20 protein-coding genes are annotated in these 19188 nt (G+C 68.0%); 8 read left to right on the top strand and 12 right to left on the bottom strand.

Features of this window, described 5'->3' with window-relative positions:
* Both GSQ76_RS00810 and GSQ76_RS00815 read right to left on the bottom strand, forming a co-directional pair.
* The coding region (locus GSQ76_RS00810) for a CaiB/BaiF CoA-transferase family protein (RefSeq protein WP_174247268.1) at positions 1–576 on the bottom strand (576 nt) is incomplete at its 3' end.
* Positions 573–1538: a CoA ester lyase gene (locus tag GSQ76_RS00815; RefSeq protein WP_158742019.1), complete on the bottom strand. Its 966-nt coding sequence runs from the start codon at positions 1536–1538 to the stop codon at positions 573–575. The genes GSQ76_RS00815 and GSQ76_RS00810, both read right to left, overlap by 4 nt.
* Positions 1539–1585: 47 nt before the next feature.
* Here GSQ76_RS00815 and GSQ76_RS00820 point away from each other — a divergent pair, with 47 nt between their 5' ends.
* Positions 1586–2482 carry a LysR family transcriptional regulator gene (locus GSQ76_RS00820; RefSeq protein ID WP_158742020.1) on the top strand — a complete coding sequence of 299 codons (897 nt, stop codon included), beginning with the start codon at positions 1586–1588 and terminating at the stop codon, positions 2480–2482.
* Here the strand turns inward: GSQ76_RS00820 and GSQ76_RS00825 are convergent.
* The 3 genes from GSQ76_RS00825 to GSQ76_RS00835 form a co-directional block, all read right to left on the bottom strand.
* Positions 2473–3852, bottom strand: coding sequence for an MFS transporter (locus GSQ76_RS00825; protein ID WP_158742021.1), 1380 nt, complete (start codon positions 3850–3852; stop codon positions 2473–2475). The genes GSQ76_RS00820 and GSQ76_RS00825 overlap by 10 nt on opposite strands.
* Before the next feature lie 137 nt (positions 3853–3989).
* A complete protein-coding gene (locus GSQ76_RS00830) occupies positions 3990–4184 on the bottom strand; it encodes a hypothetical protein (protein ID WP_158742022.1) in 195 nt (64 codons plus the stop codon).
* Positions 4185–4187: 3 nt separating this feature from the next.
* On the bottom strand, positions 4188–4508 hold the full coding sequence (locus GSQ76_RS00835) for a hypothetical protein (RefSeq protein ID WP_158742023.1): 321 nt from the start codon (positions 4506–4508) through the stop codon (positions 4188–4190).
* Between the two features lie 86 nt (positions 4509–4594).
* On the opposite strand from GSQ76_RS00835, the gene GSQ76_RS00840 reads away from it, so the two are divergent.
* Positions 4595–5353 carry a dienelactone hydrolase family protein gene (locus GSQ76_RS00840; protein ID WP_158742024.1) on the top strand — a complete coding sequence of 253 codons (759 nt, stop codon included), beginning with the start codon at positions 4595–4597 and terminating at the stop codon, positions 5351–5353.
* A 135-nt stretch (positions 5354–5488) separates the two neighbouring features.
* A complete protein-coding gene (locus GSQ76_RS00845) occupies positions 5489–5719 on the top strand; it encodes a hypothetical protein (RefSeq protein ID WP_158742025.1) in 231 nt (76 codons plus the stop codon).
* A gap of 3 nt (positions 5720–5722) precedes the next feature.
* Here the strand turns inward: GSQ76_RS00845 and GSQ76_RS00850 are convergent, their stop codons facing one another.
* Both GSQ76_RS00850 and GSQ76_RS00855 read right to left on the bottom strand, forming a co-directional pair.
* A complete protein-coding gene (locus GSQ76_RS00850; protein WP_158742026.1) occupies positions 5723–6211 on the bottom strand; it encodes an ester cyclase in 489 nt (162 codons plus the stop codon).
* Between the two features lie 20 nt (positions 6212–6231).
* Complete coding sequence (locus GSQ76_RS00855) at positions 6232–7395, bottom strand: M20 aminoacylase family protein (protein WP_158742027.1); 1164 nt, start codon at positions 7393–7395, stop codon at positions 6232–6234.
* Positions 7396–7539: 144 nt separating this feature from the next.
* Between GSQ76_RS00855 and GSQ76_RS00860 the strand changes: the two genes are divergently transcribed.
* Positions 7540–7851 (top strand): DUF2312 domain-containing protein, encoded by a 312-nt coding sequence (locus GSQ76_RS00860; RefSeq protein WP_158742028.1) that lies wholly within the window; start codon positions 7540–7542, stop codon positions 7849–7851.
* Here the strand turns inward: GSQ76_RS00860 and GSQ76_RS00865 are convergent, their stop codons facing one another.
* Entirely contained in the window at positions 7852–8124 is a 273-nt protein-coding gene (locus GSQ76_RS00865) for a hypothetical protein (RefSeq protein ID WP_158742029.1), read from the bottom strand.
* A 104-nt stretch (positions 8125–8228) separates the two neighbouring features.
* On the opposite strand from GSQ76_RS00865, the gene GSQ76_RS00870 reads away from it, so the two are divergent.
* The gene (locus tag GSQ76_RS00870; RefSeq protein WP_158742030.1) at positions 8229–9605 is read left to right on the top strand and encodes an L-serine ammonia-lyase; all 1377 of its coding nucleotides are present in this window, start codon (positions 8229–8231) and stop codon (positions 9603–9605) included.
* 15 nt (positions 9606–9620) lie between these two features.
* Here the strand turns inward: GSQ76_RS00870 and GSQ76_RS00875 are convergent, their stop codons facing one another.
* Positions 9621–10379: an SDR family oxidoreductase gene (locus GSQ76_RS00875; RefSeq protein WP_158742031.1), complete on the bottom strand. Its 759-nt coding sequence runs from the start codon at positions 10377–10379 to the stop codon at positions 9621–9623.
* A 111-nt stretch (positions 10380–10490) separates the two neighbouring features.
* Between GSQ76_RS00875 and GSQ76_RS00880 the strand changes: the two genes are divergently transcribed.
* The gene (locus tag GSQ76_RS00880) at positions 10491–10916 is read left to right on the top strand and encodes a helix-turn-helix domain-containing protein (protein ID WP_158742032.1); all 426 of its coding nucleotides are present in this window, start codon (positions 10491–10493) and stop codon (positions 10914–10916) included.
* A 20-nt stretch (positions 10917–10936) separates the two neighbouring features.
* Here GSQ76_RS00880 and GSQ76_RS00885 read toward each other — a convergent pair whose 3' ends face one another.
* Positions 10937–13645: a pitrilysin family protein gene (locus GSQ76_RS00885; RefSeq protein ID WP_254070166.1), complete on the bottom strand. Its 2709-nt coding sequence runs from the start codon at positions 13643–13645 to the stop codon at positions 10937–10939.
* A gap of 93 nt (positions 13646–13738) precedes the next feature.
* Between GSQ76_RS00885 and GSQ76_RS00890 the strand changes: the two genes are divergently transcribed.
* Positions 13739–14023 carry a hypothetical protein gene (locus GSQ76_RS00890; RefSeq protein ID WP_158742033.1) on the top strand — a complete coding sequence of 95 codons (285 nt, stop codon included), beginning with the start codon at positions 13739–13741 and terminating at the stop codon, positions 14021–14023.
* Here the strand turns inward: GSQ76_RS00890 and GSQ76_RS00895 are convergent.
* Together GSQ76_RS00895 and GSQ76_RS00900 are read right to left on the bottom strand one after the other, a co-directional pair.
* The gene (locus tag GSQ76_RS00895; RefSeq protein ID WP_158742034.1) at positions 13985–15019 is read right to left on the bottom strand and encodes an LLM class flavin-dependent oxidoreductase; all 1035 of its coding nucleotides are present in this window, start codon (positions 15017–15019) and stop codon (positions 13985–13987) included. The two genes, GSQ76_RS00890 and GSQ76_RS00895, sit on opposite strands and share 39 nt — an antisense overlap.
* Positions 15020–15055: 36 nt before the next feature.
* Positions 15056–16327 carry a DUF445 domain-containing protein gene (locus GSQ76_RS00900; RefSeq protein WP_158742035.1) on the bottom strand — a complete coding sequence of 424 codons (1272 nt, stop codon included), beginning with the start codon at positions 16325–16327 and terminating at the stop codon, positions 15056–15058.
* A 69-nt stretch (positions 16328–16396) separates the two neighbouring features.
* Between GSQ76_RS00900 and GSQ76_RS00905 the strand changes: the two genes are divergently transcribed.
* Complete coding sequence (locus GSQ76_RS00905; RefSeq protein WP_158742036.1) at positions 16397–19171, top strand: phosphoenolpyruvate carboxylase; 2775 nt, start codon at positions 16397–16399, stop codon at positions 19169–19171.
* Positions 19172–19188 lie beyond the last annotated feature (17 nt).

The raw sequence follows: 19188 nt of genomic DNA on the forward strand, positions 1-19188 counted from the left end.
CATCATGACGCCGACGCAGCCCCATACGCCGGACATGTAGTCGGCGAGCGAGGTGCTGCCGGGCACGACGGGCGGGCGGCCGGGTTCGCCGGCCAAATACGACAAACCGCTGAAGCCGTGGGCGATGCGGGCGAAGCCGGGTTTGCCACGTAGCGGCCCGGTTTGGCCGTAGGCGCTGATGCGCAGCATCACCAGGCGCGGATTGATCTCCCGCAGGGATTCCCAGTTGAAGCCCCATTTCTCCATGGTGCCGGGACGGAAGTTTTCGATCAGCACGTCCGCCTCGGCGACCATGCGACGGAAGATCGCAGCACCGTCGGGCGCGCGCAGGTCCAGCGTCATGCACCGCTTGTTCCGCGCCTCGCTGAGCCAGGCGAAGGTATCGCCGCAGTCGGTGGGGGTGCCGAAGCCGCGCAGGGGATCGCCGGCCTTCGGATGCTCGACCTTGATCACGTCGGCGCCGAAATCGCCCATGATGGTGCCGCAGAACGGGCCGGCCAGGAAGGTCGCGATGTCGAGCACGCGCACGCCGGTCAGCGGCTGCACGCCCTGCGGCTTGGAGGCTGGTTCGGTCATGGATTGGTTCCTTGTACGCCCTCGATCAGGGCGGCGCGGGTCAAGACTTCACGGGCGCGGCGGACGTGGGCGAGGTCCACCAGCACGCCGCCGACACCGACGGCGCCCTGGCCGGACGCGGCGGCGGCGTCCAGGGCGCTTACGACTTCCCGGGCCCAGGTGACCTGGGCGGGCGTGGGGGAGAAGACGGCGTTGGCGGGTTCGACCTGGGTGGGGTGGATCGCCCATTTGCCTTCGAACCCCATGCTGCGGGCGCGTAGGGCACTGGAGTGGAAGCCGTCCGGGTCCTTGTAGTCGGTGTAGGGGCCATCGATCGGACGCAGGTTGTTGGCGCGGCAGGCGTTGACGACGCGGGCGAGGGCGTAGTGCCACTGGTCGTTGTAGTGCAGATGGCGCTGACCGGCAGCGTCCGCGTCGGTGAGCACGGTGTAGTCGGGGTTGGGGCGGCCGAACACGGTGTCGGGGGTGCGCAGGTCGGCGCTGTAGTCACCGACGCCGAAGACCATCGCCTCCAGCCGCGGATGGGCGGCAGCGATTTCGTCGGCGCGGGAGATGCCTTTGGCGGATTCCAGGAGAACTTCGATCCCGATGGGACGCTCGCGGCCGGTTTCACGCTCGACGCTGGCGAGGAGTTCGGCGACGAATTGGACGTCGAAAGCGCTTTCCGCCTTGGGCAGCAGAATGAGGTCGAGCCGGGGACAGGCGCGGGCGATGTCGACGATGTCGCGGAGTGCCCAGAGCGTGCCGAGGGCGTTGACGCGGACGGCCATGGTGCGGCGGCCCCAGTCCAGGGTGTTCAGCGCCTCGATTACCATGCCACGGGCGGTTTCCTTGGCGGAGGCGGCGACGGCGTCCTCCAGATCCAGGAAGATCACGTCCGCCGGGCTGGCGGTGGCCTTGGCCAGGAAGCGCTGCTGGATGCCGGGAACGGCGAGTTCGGAGCGATGGGCGCGGGCGGTCATGCGACCACCCGCTTGCCGATGACGCGCATGGGCAGAATAGTCCCCTTGTGAACATCAATTTGAATTTGCTGCAGACCTTCATCGAGGTCGCGGAGCATGCCAGCTTCCGCCGGGCCGCGGAGACGATCGGGCGCACCCAATCCGCCGTGAGCATGCAGATCCAGCAATTGGAGGCGCAATTGGGCCTGCAATTGTTCACCCGCACCACCCGCCAGGTGCGGCTGACGCTGGAGGGCGAGCAGTTGCTGAGCCATGTGCGAGCGGGGATGACCGAACTGATGGCCGGTCTGCGGCAGGCGAACGGGCTGGCGGCGTCGCATCGCGGCCGGGTGGCCATCGCGTGTGCCCCGAGCGTTGCGGGCAGCCGATTGCCCGGCGTGATGGCGGAGTTCCAGGCTGCCTACCCGGGCGTGAGTGCCAGGCTGCGGGAATTGCCGCTGACGGGGATCGTGGAAAGCGTGCGGATGCAGGACGTGGATTTCGGCATCGGCCCGACGCCCACAGCCCTGAACGGATTGTCGTTTCGCCCGGTGATGACCGACCCGATCTGCGCGGTGTTTCGCACCGGCACCATCAAGGCGCGGGATGGGGTGAGCCTCGCCGCGCTGTCCAGCCAGCCGATCATCCTGATGGGCGGGTTGCGCCCGATGATCGAACCGGCCGCGCAGCAGGCCGGCGTGGTGCTGGCCGTGCGGTATGAGGCGCAGCAGATCCTGACCGTGATGGGGTTGGTGGGCGCCGGGTTGGGCGTGGCCATCGTGCCCGGCATCGCCGTGCCGAGCCCGCTGGGCCACGGCATCACCACGCTGCCGATCACCAGCCCGATGCTGACGCGGGAGGTGGGGATCATCACCCAGTATGGGCGCCCACTCTCCCCCATCGCGGCCGAGCTGACGCGGCTGCTGGAGGCGCGTTTGTTGGAACCGATCCTGCATCAGGCCTGACGGCCGACGGGGATGCCGGCGGGGGCGCCGTCGGTGGGGCGCAGTTGCTCCAGCGTGCGGTTGCGGGTCTCGATGCCGAGCACTGCGATCAGTAGCGCCGTCACGAACAGGAAGCCGGACAGGGTGAACACCACGCCGGAAACGCCGTAGGCGGTGAACAGCGCCACCACCGCGTAGGGCATGAAGATCGAGACGATGCGGCCGGCGGTGTTGCAGACGGCAGCGCCGCGCATGCGGAGTTCGGTCGGGAAAAGCTCCGGCACGTATAGCGCCCAGCCGGCGCCGATCATCACGCCCATGAAGAAGGTGAGCGCGAAGCCGACCACCACGACCTGGGTCGCCGATTCGGCGAAGGGGTAGATGATGCCCAGGATAGCGGCAGCCAGGGTACAGACGATCAGGCTCGGCTTGCGGCCGAACCGCTCGGCCAACCACATCGAGACGGCGTTGCCCAGCGGGCTGCCGAACGACATCGCCGCGGTGAATGCCAGGGAGGAGCCGATGCCGAGGCCCTGCTTGACGAAGAAGGTCGGCAGCCAGCCCACGAAGCCATACAGCGCGATGCTGACGCCGATGATGAGCATGCTGCCCACGATGGTGCGGCCCAGCAACTGGCCGGTGAACAGTGCGCCCATGGGCTGGTGCGGGATGACGGGGGTGACGCTGTAGACCGCCTCCGGCAGGGCAGCCTTGCGAGATGCCTCGGTTTCGATGGCGACCAGCGCGGCTTCGGCTTCGTCGAAGCGGCCCTTGCTTTCCAGCCACCGGGGGGATTCCGGCAAGCGGCGGCGCAGCAGCCAGATGGCGAGCGAGCCAATGCCGACGATGCCGAACATCCAGCGCCAGCCGAAGGCCGGGATGATAAACACCCCCAGCACGTTGGCGACAAACAGGGCGGAGTTGGTGATGATGGCCAGCCCGCCAGCCCAACGGCCGCGGGTGGTTGGAGGCATGAACTCCCCGATCATGACGTAGCCGCAGACGACTTCGGCGCCGATGCCGATGCCCATCACGAGGCGGGCGGCGGTAAGCCAGTCGATATCCGGGGCAAACGCGCCGGCGATGGAGGCGACGCCGAAGATCGCAAGGTTCACCTGGTAGGCGGTGCGGCGGCCGAGGCGGTCGCCCATGATGCCGGCAACGAAGGCGCCGATGGTCATGCCAACGAAGGTAGCGGAGATGAAGTGCGCGTTGTGCGCCAGGTCGGAGAAGCCGGATTTGGTCATCGCGCCTAGCACGCCGGCGGCAATGTAGGAGTCCAGCCCATCGAAGAACATGCCGGCGCCGACCAGCGTGAACAGGCGCCAATGGAAGCTGCCAACCGGGATCCGGTCGAGCCTGCCTGCGGAATTGATGATCCGTGCCGTCACTTGGATGGTTTCCCTGCCTGCCTTGCGCCCGGGCTTCGCCGTGCGGTTGCAGGCAGGGAGCCGCGCCGGCCCCAGTTGGTCCAGCGCAAATCGCTGACCGATTGATCAGCCAGGCTGATGAACGCCGTCGGGGGCGGCTAGAAACGTGTCGGCGGGGGCTCGTCCGGCGGTGGGTCACCAGCGGGTGGGATGTCGCTGTCCGGTGGCTGGTCGGGGCCGGGCGGGTCGTAGATCGGCGCGTCTGGCAGGTCGGGGCCGATCGGGGGCATGCCTGGCGGCGGCATCGGCGGTGGCAGGTCGGGCGAGGTGGGGATTTGGGCGTGGAGCGTCATTGGTTACTTCGCCTGGACGTTCGCGGCGTTGCCGCTGGCGCCGGGCGGGTGGATGACCGGCATCGCACCATGCGCTGGAGGTTGCACAACCGGCATCGAGCCGGTGGTGGGCGGCGGTTGGATGATGCCGTTGCGAGCGCTGCCGCCGGGTGTGTCGGCCTGGCCATTGGGGCGTGGCGCGGGCACGATGGTTTGCGGGCCGCTGCTGTCAGGCGCCGGCTTCGCGGGCTGGGCGAGCGCCGGGCTGGCGATCGCGAGAGCCGCGACGAGTATCAGGGCGGTGGGTCGAACCGTTCGCCGCTGGACAGCTTGCTGCGTGGGCATACGCCTTCTCCTTGCATGCGAGACGGCATATTAACGCGTGGGTGCGCAGGGCGTTGCCCGGCGGGATGGGTTTCGGGGAATGGGCGATGATCATCCGTAGTGACGAAACGGCCGATATCGCCGTGCCGGGTGCCGATGGCACGATGCGGCTGCACCTGTTCCGGCCTGCCGTGCCGGGTCGCTTTCCCGGCGTGCTGCTGTTTTCGGAGATCTATCAGGTGACGCCGCCGATCCGCCGGTTGGCGGCGATGGTGGCGGGCCAGGGCTATGTGGTGGCGGTGCCGGAGGTTTATCACGAGTACGAGGCGCCGGGCACGGTGCTGCTATACGACCAGCCCGGGACGGACCGCGGCAACGCGCTGAAATTCACCAAGCCGGTAGCGGCGTATGATGCGGATGCGCGGGCCGGGTTGGCGTTTTTGCAGGGTCATGCGGCGTGTACCGGGACGCTGGCGACGATGGGCGTGTGTTTGGGCGGGTGTCTGGCGTATCGGGCGGCACTGAACCCAGGCGTGTCGGCAGCTGCGTGTTTCTATGCGACAGACATTCATTCCGGCTCGCTGGGCGAGGGCAAGCATGATGACAGCCTGGCGCGGATGGGGGAGTTGAAGGCGGAGACGCTGTTCGTGTGGGGACGGCAGGATCCGCACGTCCCCTTCCCCGGCCGCCAGGCGATCCGGGAGCGGTTGGAGGCGGTGGGCGCGATCTATGAATGGTACGAGGTGAACGCGGCCCACGCCTTCCTGCGCGACGAGGGGCCGCGCTATGACCCGGCATTGTTCCTGCAGTGCATGGCCTGGGCGATTGCCCTGTTTCAACGCACGCTTGGCGGAGCACTGGCATGACCTGGTCGGTGGTGGCGCATAACCTGGCAAGCCGGGCCTTCGCGGTGGCGGTGACGACCTGCAATCTGGCGGTGGGGGGCATTGCCCGTTCATCCACACCGGGGTTGGGTCTATGCCATAGGGACGTTCGGCGGGTTGCTTGGCGGCCTGGCGCTGCTGCTGTGCGACAGGCGGGCGTCAGTGCTCTTCTGTATCTCGCTTGTCGCGATCATCGTGGTGTTTGGCTACGCCTTTGTGGCAACCGACCTCATCGCGCATAAAGGACTAGGAAGGGTGCTGCCGTTTCCGCTGTTCATTGTCGCAGTCGGCGGGTTCTCGATCTGGTTCGCGGGGCTCGTTGCCAGGAGGGACTGGATAACAGGCTGAAACTTACGCCTTCAACTGTGCCAGAACGCCGGCGATGTCGCCCATGCCCCAATGCTCTGCAAGTTTGCCGTCGCGAACGGTGAAGATGTCGCAGGAGGTGAAGCGGAGTTTGCGGCCGGTGGGCTGGACGCCGAAATACACGCCCTGGTGGGTGCCGGTGTAGACGAAGCTGGCGGCTACCTGGTCGTTGGTGGCGACCAACGCCTCGATGGTGACGGTGAGGTCGGGGAGGCCGGCCAGGCGGGCGGCGAAGAAATCGACCGAGCCCTGCTTCATGGTTTTGCCGCCGGGGGGCGGGGGTGGGGCGGCGGCGCTGGCCTGGTGGTTGCGGTAGTCCTCGGCAAAGAGGTCGGCGAAGGCCGCCATATCATGCGCCGACAGGGTCGCCGCAAACCGCTCCGCCAGGGCGCGGGGATCGGTTGCGGGTTGGGCGCGGGCGGTCGCGGCAATGCCGCCTGCGGCCAGCCCGGCCAGGATGGCTCTGCGGTGCATGATGGCGGCCCCCTGCCCTGCTAGACGCCTTTGGGCAACACGCGTTCGACCAGGCGGGCATAGAGGCCGGCGCCGAACGGGATGGCCTCGTCGTTGAAGTTGTATTTCGGGTGGTGAGGGGCCGCGCCCTCGCCATTGCCGACCAGGATGTAGGCGCCGGGGACCTTCTCCATCATGAAGGCGAAGTCTTCGGAGCCCATGGTCGGGCCCTTGGTGCGATCCACCAGGGATTCACCCACCAGGTCGGCCGCTGCATCGGCGTAGAGCTGGGTTTCGAGCGGCTGGTTGTCCAGCGGGGCGAAGATCAGGCGGAAATCCAGGGTGGCCGTGGCGCCGAATGCGGCGGCGATGCCCTCGACCAGGGCACGCATCCGCTCCTCGATCTTGGCCATCACGTCCTTCTTGAAGGCGCGGGCGGTACCGGCCAGCGTGGCGGATTGCGGAACCACGTTGAAGGCGTCGCCGCTATGGATCTTGGTGACGCTGACCACCGCGGTTTCCGTCGGGGCGATGTTGCGGGAGACGACGGATTGCAGGGCAGCGCCGATGTGGCAGGCGATCAGCACTGGGTCGATGCTCTGTTCGGGGTGGGCCCCGTGGGAGCCCTTACCCTCGATATGGATGTCGAAGAAGGCGCCGCCGGCCATCGCCGGGCCGGGGCAGATGGCGAATTCGCCGACCGGCATGCCGGGGCGGTTGTGCATGCCGAAGACCTGGTCGCAGGGGAAACGCTCGAACAATTTGTCGTCGAGCATGGCCAGCGCGCCGCCGATGCCTTCCTCGCCGGGCTGGAAGATGAAGTGGACGGTGCCGTTGAAGTCTTTCTTCTCCGCCAGGTAGCGGGCGGCGCCGAGCAGCATGGTGGTGTGGCCGTCATGGCCGCAGGCGTGCATCACGCCGGGGGTGCCGCTGGCGTAGGGGACGCCAGTGGCCTCGATGATGGGGAGGGCGTCCATGTCGGCGCGCAGGCCGATTCGGGCCTGGCCGTTGCCAGCGCGTAGGACGCCGACGACACCGGTCTTGCCGACGTTGCGGTGCACCTCGATGCCGTAGGATTCGAGCTTGGCCGCCACGAGGTCCGCCGTCCGATGCTCCTCCAGCCCCAATTCGGGGTGGGCATGCAGGTCCTGGCGGAAGGCCGTCAGGTCGTCGTGATAGCGGCGGATCTCATCGATGGCGGACATGCGGCGACTCTCCTCGCGGGGCGTGGCGTGCATGTTACAGCACCCCGGCCGTGACTCCAGCCCCGTTGACCCGGCGGCCCTCGGCGGCTACCCCGCCGCCTTCGCCGCCGCCGACCTGGCGCGACCGTAACACCGTGAGGGTTCATGTCCGACACTCCGTTCGACACCGCCGACGAGGCCGCTTCCAGCCGCAAGCGCCAAGAGGACGATCCCAACCCCGAGGTGGGCGGGATCGCGGCCGACCGGCTACGCAGCCTGATCGACCGGATCGAACGGCTGGAGGAGGAGAAGAAGGCGCTCTCCAACGATATCAAGGACATCTACTCCGAAGCCAAGAGCGCCGGGTTCGAGGTCAAGGTGATCCGGCAGATCATCAGCATCCGCAAGCAGGAGCCGGCGGATGTTGAGGAGCAGGAGACGCTGCTGGACCTGTATCGCCGCGCGCTGGGGATGTAGTTAGCGGCCGTAGGGGACTGGCTGCTGCTGCGGATAGGGCCGCTGGTCGTAGCCACCGCCACCACCGCGCGGGTTACGGTCACGGTCGGCCACTTCCTGGTCCTGGCGGCCGCGCTGATAGCCGCGCTCGAACGCGTCGCGGACGGCCTGGTCCTGGCCTTGGTTGCCGGATAGCAGCCCCTTCAGCATCTGGGATGGGTTCGGGGCTTGGGCCATGGCGGGGCTGGCGAGGGCCAACCCGGCGGCGGCCAACACGATGAATTTAGCCGGCATGTCACGTCGCCTCCAGTGATTGTAACAGGGCGTTACGCAGCCGCCGCCGGAATGTTCCGATTCTCGCCTTGTGTAGCCCTGTCCCAATCGGGTGAGGTGGCGCCATGCCACAAGACACGCTGCCATGGACCGGCCTGTTCGATCTGTTCCGCGTCGGGATCGGGCCGTCCAGTTCGCACACGGTCGGGCCGATGCTGGCCGCCGCCCGGTTCGTGGGCGAGATTCCGGTGGGGATGGTGGTGCAGGACTTGGTCGTCGATCTGTTCGGCTCCCTGGCGCTGACGGGCAAGGGACACGCCACCGATACCGCCATCGTGCTGGGACTGCTGGGATTGCGGCCGGCCACGGTAGATCCGGACCAGGTGGCAGCGCTGGTGGCGGAGGTCGCGGCCAGCAAGATGCTATGCTTGCCCGGCGGGCGGAGCGTCGCGTTCGATCCGGCCAGCGGCATCGTGTTCCGCAAGCGGGAGATGCTGCCCCGACATCCGAACGCCTTGCGCTGCACTGTCACTGGGGCAGAGGGCGTGTTCAGCCGGACGTATTACTCGGTCGGTGGCGGCTTCATCGTGACGGATGGGGAGGAGGATGCTGGCGCGGATGATGCGCGGCCGGTGCCGCACCCGTTTACGACTTCGGCCGAATTGCTGGCGATGGCGGAGCGGGCGGGGCTGAGTCTTGCGGAACTGCAGCGGGAGAACGAACGCGCCACCCGCTCCGACGCGGCAATTTCGGCGGGGATAACGCATATCTGGACGGTGATGCAGGCCTGCGTGGAGCGGGGGCTGCGGCAGACTGGGGAGTTGCCGGGTGGCCTGCATGTGCGGCGCCGGGCACCGGGGCTGCACGCGCGGCTGCGGGAGCGGCAGGGCATGAACGAGCAGGATGTGTTCATGGGCATGGATTGGGTGAACCTCTATGCCCTGGCGGTGAACGAGGAGAATGCGGCGGGTGGCCGGGTGGTGACGGCGCCGACCAATGGGGCGGTGGGCATTATTCCGGCGGTGCTGCATTATTACGATCTGTTCGTGCCGGGTGCCTCGGATGCGGGGATCGAGACATTCTTTCTGGCGGCCGCGGCGGTTGGGTCGCTGATCAAGCGCAATGCGTCGATCTCCGGTGCGGAAGTCGGGTGCCAGGGGGAAGTCGGGTCGGCTTCGGCGATGGCGGCGGCTGGGCTGGCCTCGGCGCTTGGCGCCAGCAACGCCCAGGTGGAGAACGCGGCGGAGATCGCGCTGGAGCATAATCTGGGGCTGACCTGCGACCCGATCGGCGGGCTGGTGCAGATCCCGTGCATCGAGCGTAATGCGTTGGCCTCGGTCAAGGCGATCAATGCGGCGCGGTTGGCGATGCACGGGGATGGGGCGCATTTCGTGAGTTTGGATCAGGTGATCCGGACGATGCGGGATACCGGGCGGGATATGCTGTCGAAGTACAAGGAGACATCCGAGGGCGGGCTGGCGGTGAACGCGATCGAGTGTTGACCGCTTATGGGCCGCCTAAGTACGCCTCGATAATTTCGTCATCTGCTTGAGCATGAAGCTTGGCGCGACCCGGCTCATGATCTTCAGCACATTGGCGACACCGGGCCGGATTTCGAGCTTGCCTGCCTCGATGCCGGAAATGGCGCGTTGCGCGAGTAGCTTCGGGTCCATCGCCTTTTCGTTCTTCATCTCCCGCTCGAATTCGGCCCGGAACAACGGTGTTTCCGTGCCCGGCGGCGCCAACTCGACCACGGTCACGCCGGAGCCTTCCAGTTGCACGCGAAGCGACTGCGTGAAGGAGTGAATGGCCGCCTTGGTGGCGCAATAGATCGGGGCCGAGGGAAACGGCAGAAAGGCCAGGCCGGACGACACGTTGACGATCAACGCGCCAGGCCGCGTCAGGAGGTGCGGCAGGAAGCGCTGGACCATCTGCACCGGACCGCTGAAGTTGATCGTGATCTCGCGCGTCACATCCAGAAGGCCGCTGTTGCCGAGCGTCAGGTTGCGCATGATCCCGGCATTGTTGATGAGCGTGTCGAGCCCGGGGAAGCGCGCGAGCACGTCCTTGTGCAATGCCTCGATGGCGCTTGGGTCCGCCGCGTCGCTCTGGATCGTATGGATGCCCGGCAATTCCCGACCGACCTCGTCCAGTCGCCCTTGGTCGCGGCCGGTGACGATGACGACGTTGCCGCGCTTCAGCATCTCGCGTGCCAGTTCGCGGCCGATGCCGCTTGTGCCACCGGTGATCAAGATCGTTCTGTGTTCCAGCTTCATGGCGGCTCCTTGCGCAGGGGAATTGCGCTAGCCTCCCAATAATGTTGTCGACACTCTCGAAATGGAAGTAGGCACGAAAATGTTCTATACTTACCAAAAGGAGAGTGTTGGATGAACGGCCTTGCGCACTTCACGGCGGAAGAGATCAAGAAAGCGCGGCGTTATGCGATCGCCACGCCCCCGCCCGATCTCGATCCCCGGATCGGTGCGCTGGTGCACGAGTTGATCGGGCGAGTTGCCGACAAGTGGACGATGCTGGTCCTGGAAGTCCTGACCGAACACGGCGAGTTGCGGTTTACGCGGCTGAGCGAGATGGTGAGCGGCGTTAGCCAGAAGATGCTGACGCAGACCCTGCGCCACATGGAACGGGACGGGTTACTGGTGCGCACAGTGCATCCCGTCGTGCCGCCGAAGGTCGAATACCGGCTGACGGGGCTGGGCTTGACCCTTGGGGCGGCATTCTGCGGTGTGTGGGTTTGGGCGTCGGAAAACCTGGATGAGGTGGAGCAGGCCCGGAGAACCTTCGACGCCCGGTAACCCGCCCCGATATCGGGATCCTAGTTTGGCAACGGCGGCCCCTGCACCACCTCGGCCAGCGCGTCCGGGCGGATCCAGGCAGCGAAGACCTGGCGGATGTCGTCGGCAGTGATGTCGCGGTAGTGCTGGGCGGCAATGGCGTCGGTGTTCAGCTCCAGCCCCAAATCGACCCGGCGTAGATACAGCGCCGCGATGGAGCCGACGCTGGCGCGCTGCATCGGCAGTTCGCGGAGGATCTGCGCCTTCGCGCGGTTCAACTCGGCGTCCGTCACATCGGTGGTCTGCATGTCCGTCAGGTCGCGCAGCACCAGCACCCTCGCCTTCTCCACGTTGGCGGCGTCGGCGCCGAAGCTGATGGTGTAGAAGGATCGGGTGCGGTCCCAATGCAGGGCGGAACTGGCGCTGTAGACGTAGCCGGTCTTGACCCGCAGATCCTGCAGCAGGCGGGACGAGAAGCCGCTGCCTAAGATCAGGTTGCCCAGTTCCAGCTTGTAGCGATCCAGGTTGAACACCGGCAGCAACAGGGTTTGGGAGAGCGCCACCCGGTCCTGCAGGCTGCTTGGGTCTGCGACCCGGCTGCTCGACAGCTTGTTCGGCGCCACGGGCGGCAAATCGACGACAGGGGTTTTGCCGGCCGATTTCCAGTCGCCGAAATTCGCCGTGACGACGCGCAGCGCGTCCTCCGGCGTTACGTCGCCGATGACGACGATGGTGGTGAGGTCTGGGCGGATGGTGGCGTCGTAGTAGGCCCGTAGCTCGGCCGGGCTGAGCGCGGCCACGCCGTCGGGGGTGGGCTGGCGGAGCGAGGGGTCGCCGTCGGGCACGAGGGATTTGCGGATGGCGCGCTGATACAGATAGCTCGGCGAGCCCAGCAGGCCCGTCAGGTTCTGTGCCAATTGGCGGCGGCTGATGGCGAAGGCGTCCGCGGGGAAGGCCGGGTGCAGTTGGTTTTCGGCCAACAGCTTCATGCCGGGTTCGAATTGCGGCGTGAGGACCTTGAGGGAGAAGCTGGCACCGGCGCTTTCCACCGCGCCGATATCGTCGATTGCCTTACGGAAGGCGAGGCGGTCGTGGGTTTCGGTGCCGTCGTTGAACAGGCGGCCGAGCAATTGGGCGATGCCGTCCTGCCCGGCGGGTTGCTGCAGCGACTCTTCGCCGCGGACCTGGCCGTAGACGGAAATGGTGTGGCTGACGTGCTCTGGCTGCACGATGAGGCGCAGGCCGTTGGGCAAGATGGTCACCACCGGGGAGGCGACGGGATACGGGTCCGGCAACTTGGCCATCGCGGCCGCGGCCCAGGCAGGGAGTGTGACCGGGTGGTCGGGCGGGTTGGCGAAGGACTCAGCGCCGCCGAAGCCGCCGGAGGTGGGGGGACGGCCCTTGGTATCCGGCGTCAGGATCCCCGTGATCATCTGGCTCGGGTCGAGCAGCGCCTTCGCCAGCCGGTTCACGTCGGCCAATGTGACGGCGGCGTAGGCTTTCGCAATGTCTTCGGGTGAGTTGGCGCCCTGAGAGGTGAGCGCGCGGGACCAAATGCGAGCCAGGCCGCTGATGCTGTCGTTCTCGAAGGCGAGTTGGGCGAGTTCCTGGCGCTTGGAGGCCTCCACCAGTTCGGGGGAGACGCCGTTTTCGGCAGCGTCGGCGAGCACGCGGTGCAGGTCGGCGAGCAGCGGCGCCGGGTCACCGCCAGTGGGGAAGGCTGCGACGGCGAGGCCGAGGCCGACATCGGGCTTGGCCTGGAAGCTGAACTGGGCCAGCAGGGCCTTGCCGTCCGGGACCAGGCCGTACAGCGCGGCGCGCTGGCTGCCGAGCACGTCACCGAGGATGTCGGCGGCGGCGAAGTCCTGTGCGCGGAGGCCGGGCATGCGGAAGGCGAGCGTCACCAGGCCGAATGGGAAGTTGGTCGGCAGTTCCAGCGTTTGCGGCTGCACCGGGTTGAGGGTGAAGCCGGGATGAGCCGGAATATCGCGGCGGGGAATGTCGCCGAAAATGGCAGTTGCCTCAGCCAAGGCCTTGGGCGGGTCGACGTCGCCGGCGATGACCAGGATGGCGTTGTTGGGGGCGTACCAGCGCTCATAGAAGGTCCGCAGCATGGCCGTGTCGGTCTTGTCGAAGGTCGGGCGGCTGCCGAGCGCGTCGTTCTCGTAGGGGGTGCCGGCGAACAGGATGGCGCGGGCCTGGGCGGCGTAGTTGTAGAACGGGCTGGACAGATCGCGCGAGACCTCCTGCTCGATCGCGCCGCGCTCGCGGTCCCAATCGTCCTTGGCCAGGGTGAGGCCGCGCATGCGGAGGGCCTCGCTGCGCAGGGCGACGCCGAGGTCGCGGGCGGTGACGGTGTAGGTGTACTGGGTCACCGTCTCGCTGGTGTTGGCGTTGTAGGCGCCGCCGAGGAGGGCGCCGAGTTCGGCCAGTTGGTCGCGGTCCAGGCCGTCGGCGCCGCGGAACATCATGTGCTCCAGCGCGTGGGCGGTGCCGGGGAAGCCGGGTGGGGCGTCGTTGGAGCCGGCCATGTAGTTGAGCGCCGTGGAGACGACGGGGGCCAAGTGGTCGGGCACCACCACGATCTGCATGCCATTGGGCAGGGTGGCGCGGACCACGCCTTCGGGCACGCTGCCGGAGAGGCCGGCCTGGCCGGTGGGGGCTGCGCCAGTTGGGGCTTGCGCGTGGGTGGGGAAGCTCAGGGCCGAGAGGACGATCGCGATCGGTAGGGCCAGCACATGTCGCATCATCGTCCGCTCCTGTCGCACATTTAACCTCATCGTCCGGGCCCGCCCACTGGATCGTGGCTTGAACCCGGCGCGGATGCGCTCCAGGTTTGGATCATGGCATATGACCCTCGCCTACAGATCGACATGACGCCGGATGGCCGCTTCGCCACGCCTGCCCGCGCGCCGATCGCGCCCCGTATCATCGCCGGCGCCATCCTCATCGCGGTTGCGGCGGGGGCGCTGGCCTTTGCGGCCTTCGCGTTGTGGATCGCCCTGGCGCTGATTCCGGTCGTGATCGTGGCGGTGTTGGTCGCCGTGCTGACGATCCGGTTCAAGATCTGGCAGGCGCGGCGCCGCGCCTCATTCGGCGGCGAGCGATACGTCGCACGCCGGCCGTAGTCGCGCCGCCTCCGCCAGCAGGGTGTAGGAGCGGCGGCGGGCTTCCTTGTCGGCGATGGTGGTGATGACCGCCATTTCGGCCGCGCCGTATTCCTTTGCCATCGCCTCGATCTGCGCCAACACGACGGGGGCGGTACCGACCATCGCCTGGGCGCGGATCTGCGCGATGCGGGCGGCCTCGCGGTCGGTGTATTGGTAGGCGGCGGCGTCTTCCACCGTTGGCAGGGCGGCGTAGACGCCGCGGTCGCGGCCGAGCCGCCATAGGGCGCGGGAGGCGAAGAGGCGCTCGGCCTGCTCCTGCGTGTCGGCAGCCACGGCCCAAACGGCGAGGGCTGCGTGCGGCTCGGGGTGGCGGGCGCTGGGGCGGTAGGTGTCGTGATACAGGTGCATCGCCTCGGCGGCGCCTTGCCCGTCGCCGAAGAAATAAGCGAAGCAGTAGGGCAGCCCGAAATGGGCTGCGACCTGGGCGCCGTAATCGGATGAGCCAAGGATCCACATTTCTGGCGTGGTCGGACCCTGCGGCTGGGCGGGGATGTCGCGGAAGGGGTGTCCCTCCAGCAGTTTCTCACCGGCCAGCCAGGCGAGCAGGTCGCGGACCTGGGCGGGAAATTTGTCGGCGGCCTGGGCGGCGTTGGGGTTGAGCGCGTAGGCGGTGCGGCCATCACTGCCGGGGGCACGGCCAAGGCCGATGTCGATACGGCCGGGGGCAATGGCTTCGAGGACGCGAAACTGCTCCGCCACTTTGAGGGTGGCGTAGTGGGGCAGCATGATGCCGGCGCTGCCGACGCGGATGCGGCTAGTGGTGGCGGCGATGGCGGCCATGAGGATTTCGGGCGCGGTGCCGGCTTGGCTGGCGGAGGCATGGTGTTCGGCGCACCAATACCGGTCATAGCCCAGCGCCTCGCAATGCCGGGCCAGGGCGATGCTTTCCTGGATGGCGTCGGCCGGGGTTTGGCCGGAAACGATGGTGGACTGGTCCAAAACGGAAAGCCGCATGCGTGCACTCCTCGCCAGGCATAATGTAGTCGCCGGTTAGAAACTGACCACCCCGAAGACGGCCTTCAGCACCGCATACAGCGCGCCGCCGACCAGGAAGCCGACGACGGTGCCGTTGACGCGGACGAATTGCAGGTCCTTGCCGACCCGAAGCTCGATCCGGTCGACCAGGGTGGCGGTGTCCCAATTGCCCACCGCGTCGGCGATGAAGCCGGACAGCGAGGCCTGGGCGGAGGGGAGCACGCTCATCACGATCACCTCGGCGGCGCTTTGGAGGCGGGTGCGCACGCCGCGGTCGGACTCCAGCAGGGTGCCGAGATTGGCCAGGGCGCTTTCGATGAAGGCGACGGTGTGGCCGCCGGGTTTGGCCGCGTCTGCCTCCAGCGCGAGGCGCATGCGGGCCCAAATGTCCCAGATCCAGGCCTGCACCGTCTCGTGCGCCACGACCTGGCGGATGGCGCGGCCGACCTCCGCCGCGCGCTCCGGATCGGATTCCATGCGAGCGATTTCGGCCCGCATCCAGGTGTCGAAGGCGTCGCGGAGGTCGGAGCCGTCGGGGCCGATCTTGTCCAGTTCGCCGTTGAGGGTGGTGAGGACGCGGCGGGCGACCTGCGCGCCCAGCGCCCAGCCAACGATGCGGCCACCCTGCTCGCGCACCCGCTCGGCGATGACGGTGCGGAGTTGCTCCTCCTTCGCGGTGAGCAGCAGGCGGAACTGGGCGAGGATGAAGGTGAGCACGTCCTGGTGGCGGCCGCCGTCCAGCAGGCCGTGCAGGGCGCGGGCCACGACGGCGCTGGCGCCGCGGCCACCGAGGATGCGGGGCACCAGGCGGGCGATGAGGCGGCGGGCGCGGCCGTCCTCCACCGTGGCGAGCAGGCGGGGCAGCATGCCGGCGAGCGCCTCGGCGGCCGGGCGGGAGGCCTTCGGGTCGGCGAAGAAGCGGTGAAGGATGCCGGGGATGTCGATGCGGCCGAGGGTGCGGCGCAGCTCCGCCTCGGTGAAGACGTGGGTGGAGACGAAGCGGCCGAGGGCGCGGCCCAGGCGCTCCTTCTGGGCGGGGATGATGGCGGTGTGGGGGATCGGCAGGCCCAGCGGGTGGCGGAACAGGGCGGTGATGGCGAACCAGTCGGCAATGCCGCCCACCAGGCCGGCCTTGGCGGCGGCCTGGAGGAGGTCGGTGCCCCAACCCGGCGGCATCGCGTAGCTGCCGAGGGTGAGTGCGGCCATGAGGACAAGCAGCCCGGTGGCGAAGGCACGGTGCCGGGCGAGGGAGCGCCGGGCAAGCCGGTCGGGGTCGACGACAGTCATGCATGAGTGGTTAGCACATCGAGGCGCGGCGTGCTTGCAGGCCCGGGCGCTGCACCGCACACTCATTGCATGACCGACCCCAACGCCAGCAGCGAGCTAAGCCCGGACCCGGTCGTGCGTGACCTGCTTGCGCTGGTGCAGGAGGCGCGGCATCGCAGCGCCACCGACCCGTTTGGCAGCCCGGTGCTGTCGGTGGCGCAGGCGATCATCCGGCAGATGGATTCCGGGGCGTTGTCGCTGGACATGCTGGACGCCGTGGTGCGCCAGTTACGGGACGAGGCGTTCGACGCACGGGCGATCCGGATCCGCGGGTATCTGGGCGGGTTGGAGGGGTCGCAGGCGGCGATGGAGGCGGTTGCCGCCCGGCTGGTGCGGCCGGACCCGGCGGATAGCCCGGTGCCGTTTCGCACCTTCCGTGCCGCGGTGGAGCGGACGCGGTTTGCGGCGGTGTTCACGGCGCACCCGACGTTCTCCCTGCCGCGTCCGCAATGGGCGGCGCTGGCCGCTGCCGCCAGTGGTGGGGAGGCGGCGCGGTTCGAGTCGCATCGGCCGTCCAAGCCGACGTTGGTGGAGGAGTTCGACCAGGCGCTGGTCGCCATCGTGCACGGACGCGATGCGATCGACGGGCTGAGCCGGGCGATCCTGGGGGCGGCGCAGGCGGCATGGCCGGATCGCTGGCGGGCGGTGGTGCCGAGGCCGGTGATCCTGGCGACGTGGGTTGGCTACGACACGGATGGGCGCACCGATATCGGCTGGTGGGACACGCTGCGGCTGCGGCTGGTGATGAAGCGGCACCAATTGGCGCGCGTGCGGGAGCAAGTCGGCGGCGGCGCGGCGGGCACGAGGCTGGACGAGGCTCTGGTAGCGGTAGACGCGCAGATCGCGGCCTGCCCGGCGGCGCAGGAGCCGGATGCTGTCGCCGCCTTCGCCGCGGCGCTGGTGCGTGGCCGGGACGCGGCATTGGTGACGGCGGCGCCTGTGCTGCAGTTGCTGGACGAGGCGATTGCAGCGGCCCCGGACCCGATGGCGCTGATGGTGGCGCGCGCCGGGTTGGCGAGCCATGGGCTGTCGCTGGCACACACGCATGTGCGGCTGAACGCGGCGCAATTGCACAATGCGGCGCGAGTGCGGCTGGGGCTGGCGGAACCGCCGGCAGATGCGAGCCGGCGCCGGGTGCTGCTGGCTGCGATGGGCGAGGCGTTGGACAAAGTGCAGCCGGAGCCGGTGGATTTCGGGGCGTTGATGGCCGAACAATCATCCGCCGCGCGGCTGATGATGACGGTGACGCAGATCGCCAAGCACGTGGACGGCACCGCGCCGGTGCGGTTCCTGATCGCGGAGACGGAGAGCGGCTACACGCTGCTGACGGCGCTGTGGCTGGCGCGGCTGTTCGGGGTGGAGAAGCATGTCGAGATAAGCCCGCTTTTCGAAACGGCGGAGGCGCTGGAAGACGGGGCGCGGGTGATCGCGGAGGCGCTACGCTCGCCGCATTGGTGCGATTATCTGCGGGCGACTGGGCGGATGTGCCTGCAGTTCGGGTATTCGGATAGCGGCCGGTATGTGGGGCAGCTGGCGGCGTCGTACCTGATCGAGCGGTTGCGGCTGAAGGCGGCCGAGTTGCTGGTGAAGCACGGGCTGACCGATGTGGAAGTGGTGTTGTTCGACACCCATGGGGAGAGCATCGGGCGCGGGGCGCATCCCGGCTCGTTGGCAGACCGGCTGAAGTATATTTCGCCGACACGCAGCCGGATGACGTTTGCGGCGGCCGGGATTGCGACGCGGGAGGAAAGTGCGTTCCAGGGCGGCGACGGGTATCTGCTGTTCGGCACCCCTGCCCTGGCGAGTGCCACGATCGCGCGGTGTGCGGAGCATGTTTACGCCACCATGATCGGCGGGCAGGACCCGATCTATACCGAGCCGGATTTTGCGGCCGATTTCTTCGCCACCATCGGCAGCGGGATGCGGGAGCTGGTGGAGGACCCGGGATACGCGGCGCTGCTGGGCACGTTCGGGCCGGCGTTGCTGGATGCCACCGGGTCGCGGCCAAGTGCCCGGCAATCCGATAGCGGCGGCCCGGCGATGATTCGGCATCCGCGGGAACTGCGAGCGATCCCAAACAACGCGATTTTGCAGCAATTGGGGTGGTGCGCGAATACGCTGCAGGGCTTGGGCGCGGCGGCGGCACGGCATCGGGAGGATTTCGCGCCGCTGATGGAGGGAAGTCCGCGGTTCCGCCGGGCCTTGGATTTCGCGGCGCATGCGCTGGCGCATTCGGATTTGGATGTGCTGCGCGCGGTGGTGGGGCTGGTGGACCCGGGGGCGTGGCTGGACCGGGTGCCGCATGCCGGGGCGCCGGGCCAGGCGGCGGCGTTGATGAGCGTGGCGCGGGCGCTGGATAGGCTGGGCCTATGGCAACCGGTGACGGCGATGAGCCGGCGGATTCAGTTGGACTACCTGGCGCTGCTGGACACCTGGCCGGATGCGCCGCGGATGGGCACGCAATCGGTGCTGCTGCACGCGCTGCGCATCGCGGCGATCCAGCGGATCTGGCTGCTTGGGACGGAGATCCCGGAGTTTTCGCCGCGGCATGGGGTGACGCGACAGGGGATGGAGGATCGGCTGATCCGGCTGGATATCCCGGCCTGTTTGGCGCTGTTGGCGGAGATCTTTCCCACCACGCCGCACCCGGCCGCTGCGCGCGACTATGCCGAGCCGGTGGGACGACGGACGGCGCAGTCGTATGAGCGGGAGCATGCGGCGATTTTCGAGCCGATACGGCGGTTGTTTGGCACGGTGCGAGAGATTGGGGCGGCGATTACGCATGATGTGGGGGCGTTCGGGTAGCGTCAGCTGTATGACGC

This window comes from Acidisphaera sp. L21 (genome assembly GCF_009765685.1).
Lineage (GTDB): Bacteria > Pseudomonadota > Alphaproteobacteria > Acetobacterales > Acetobacteraceae > LMUY01.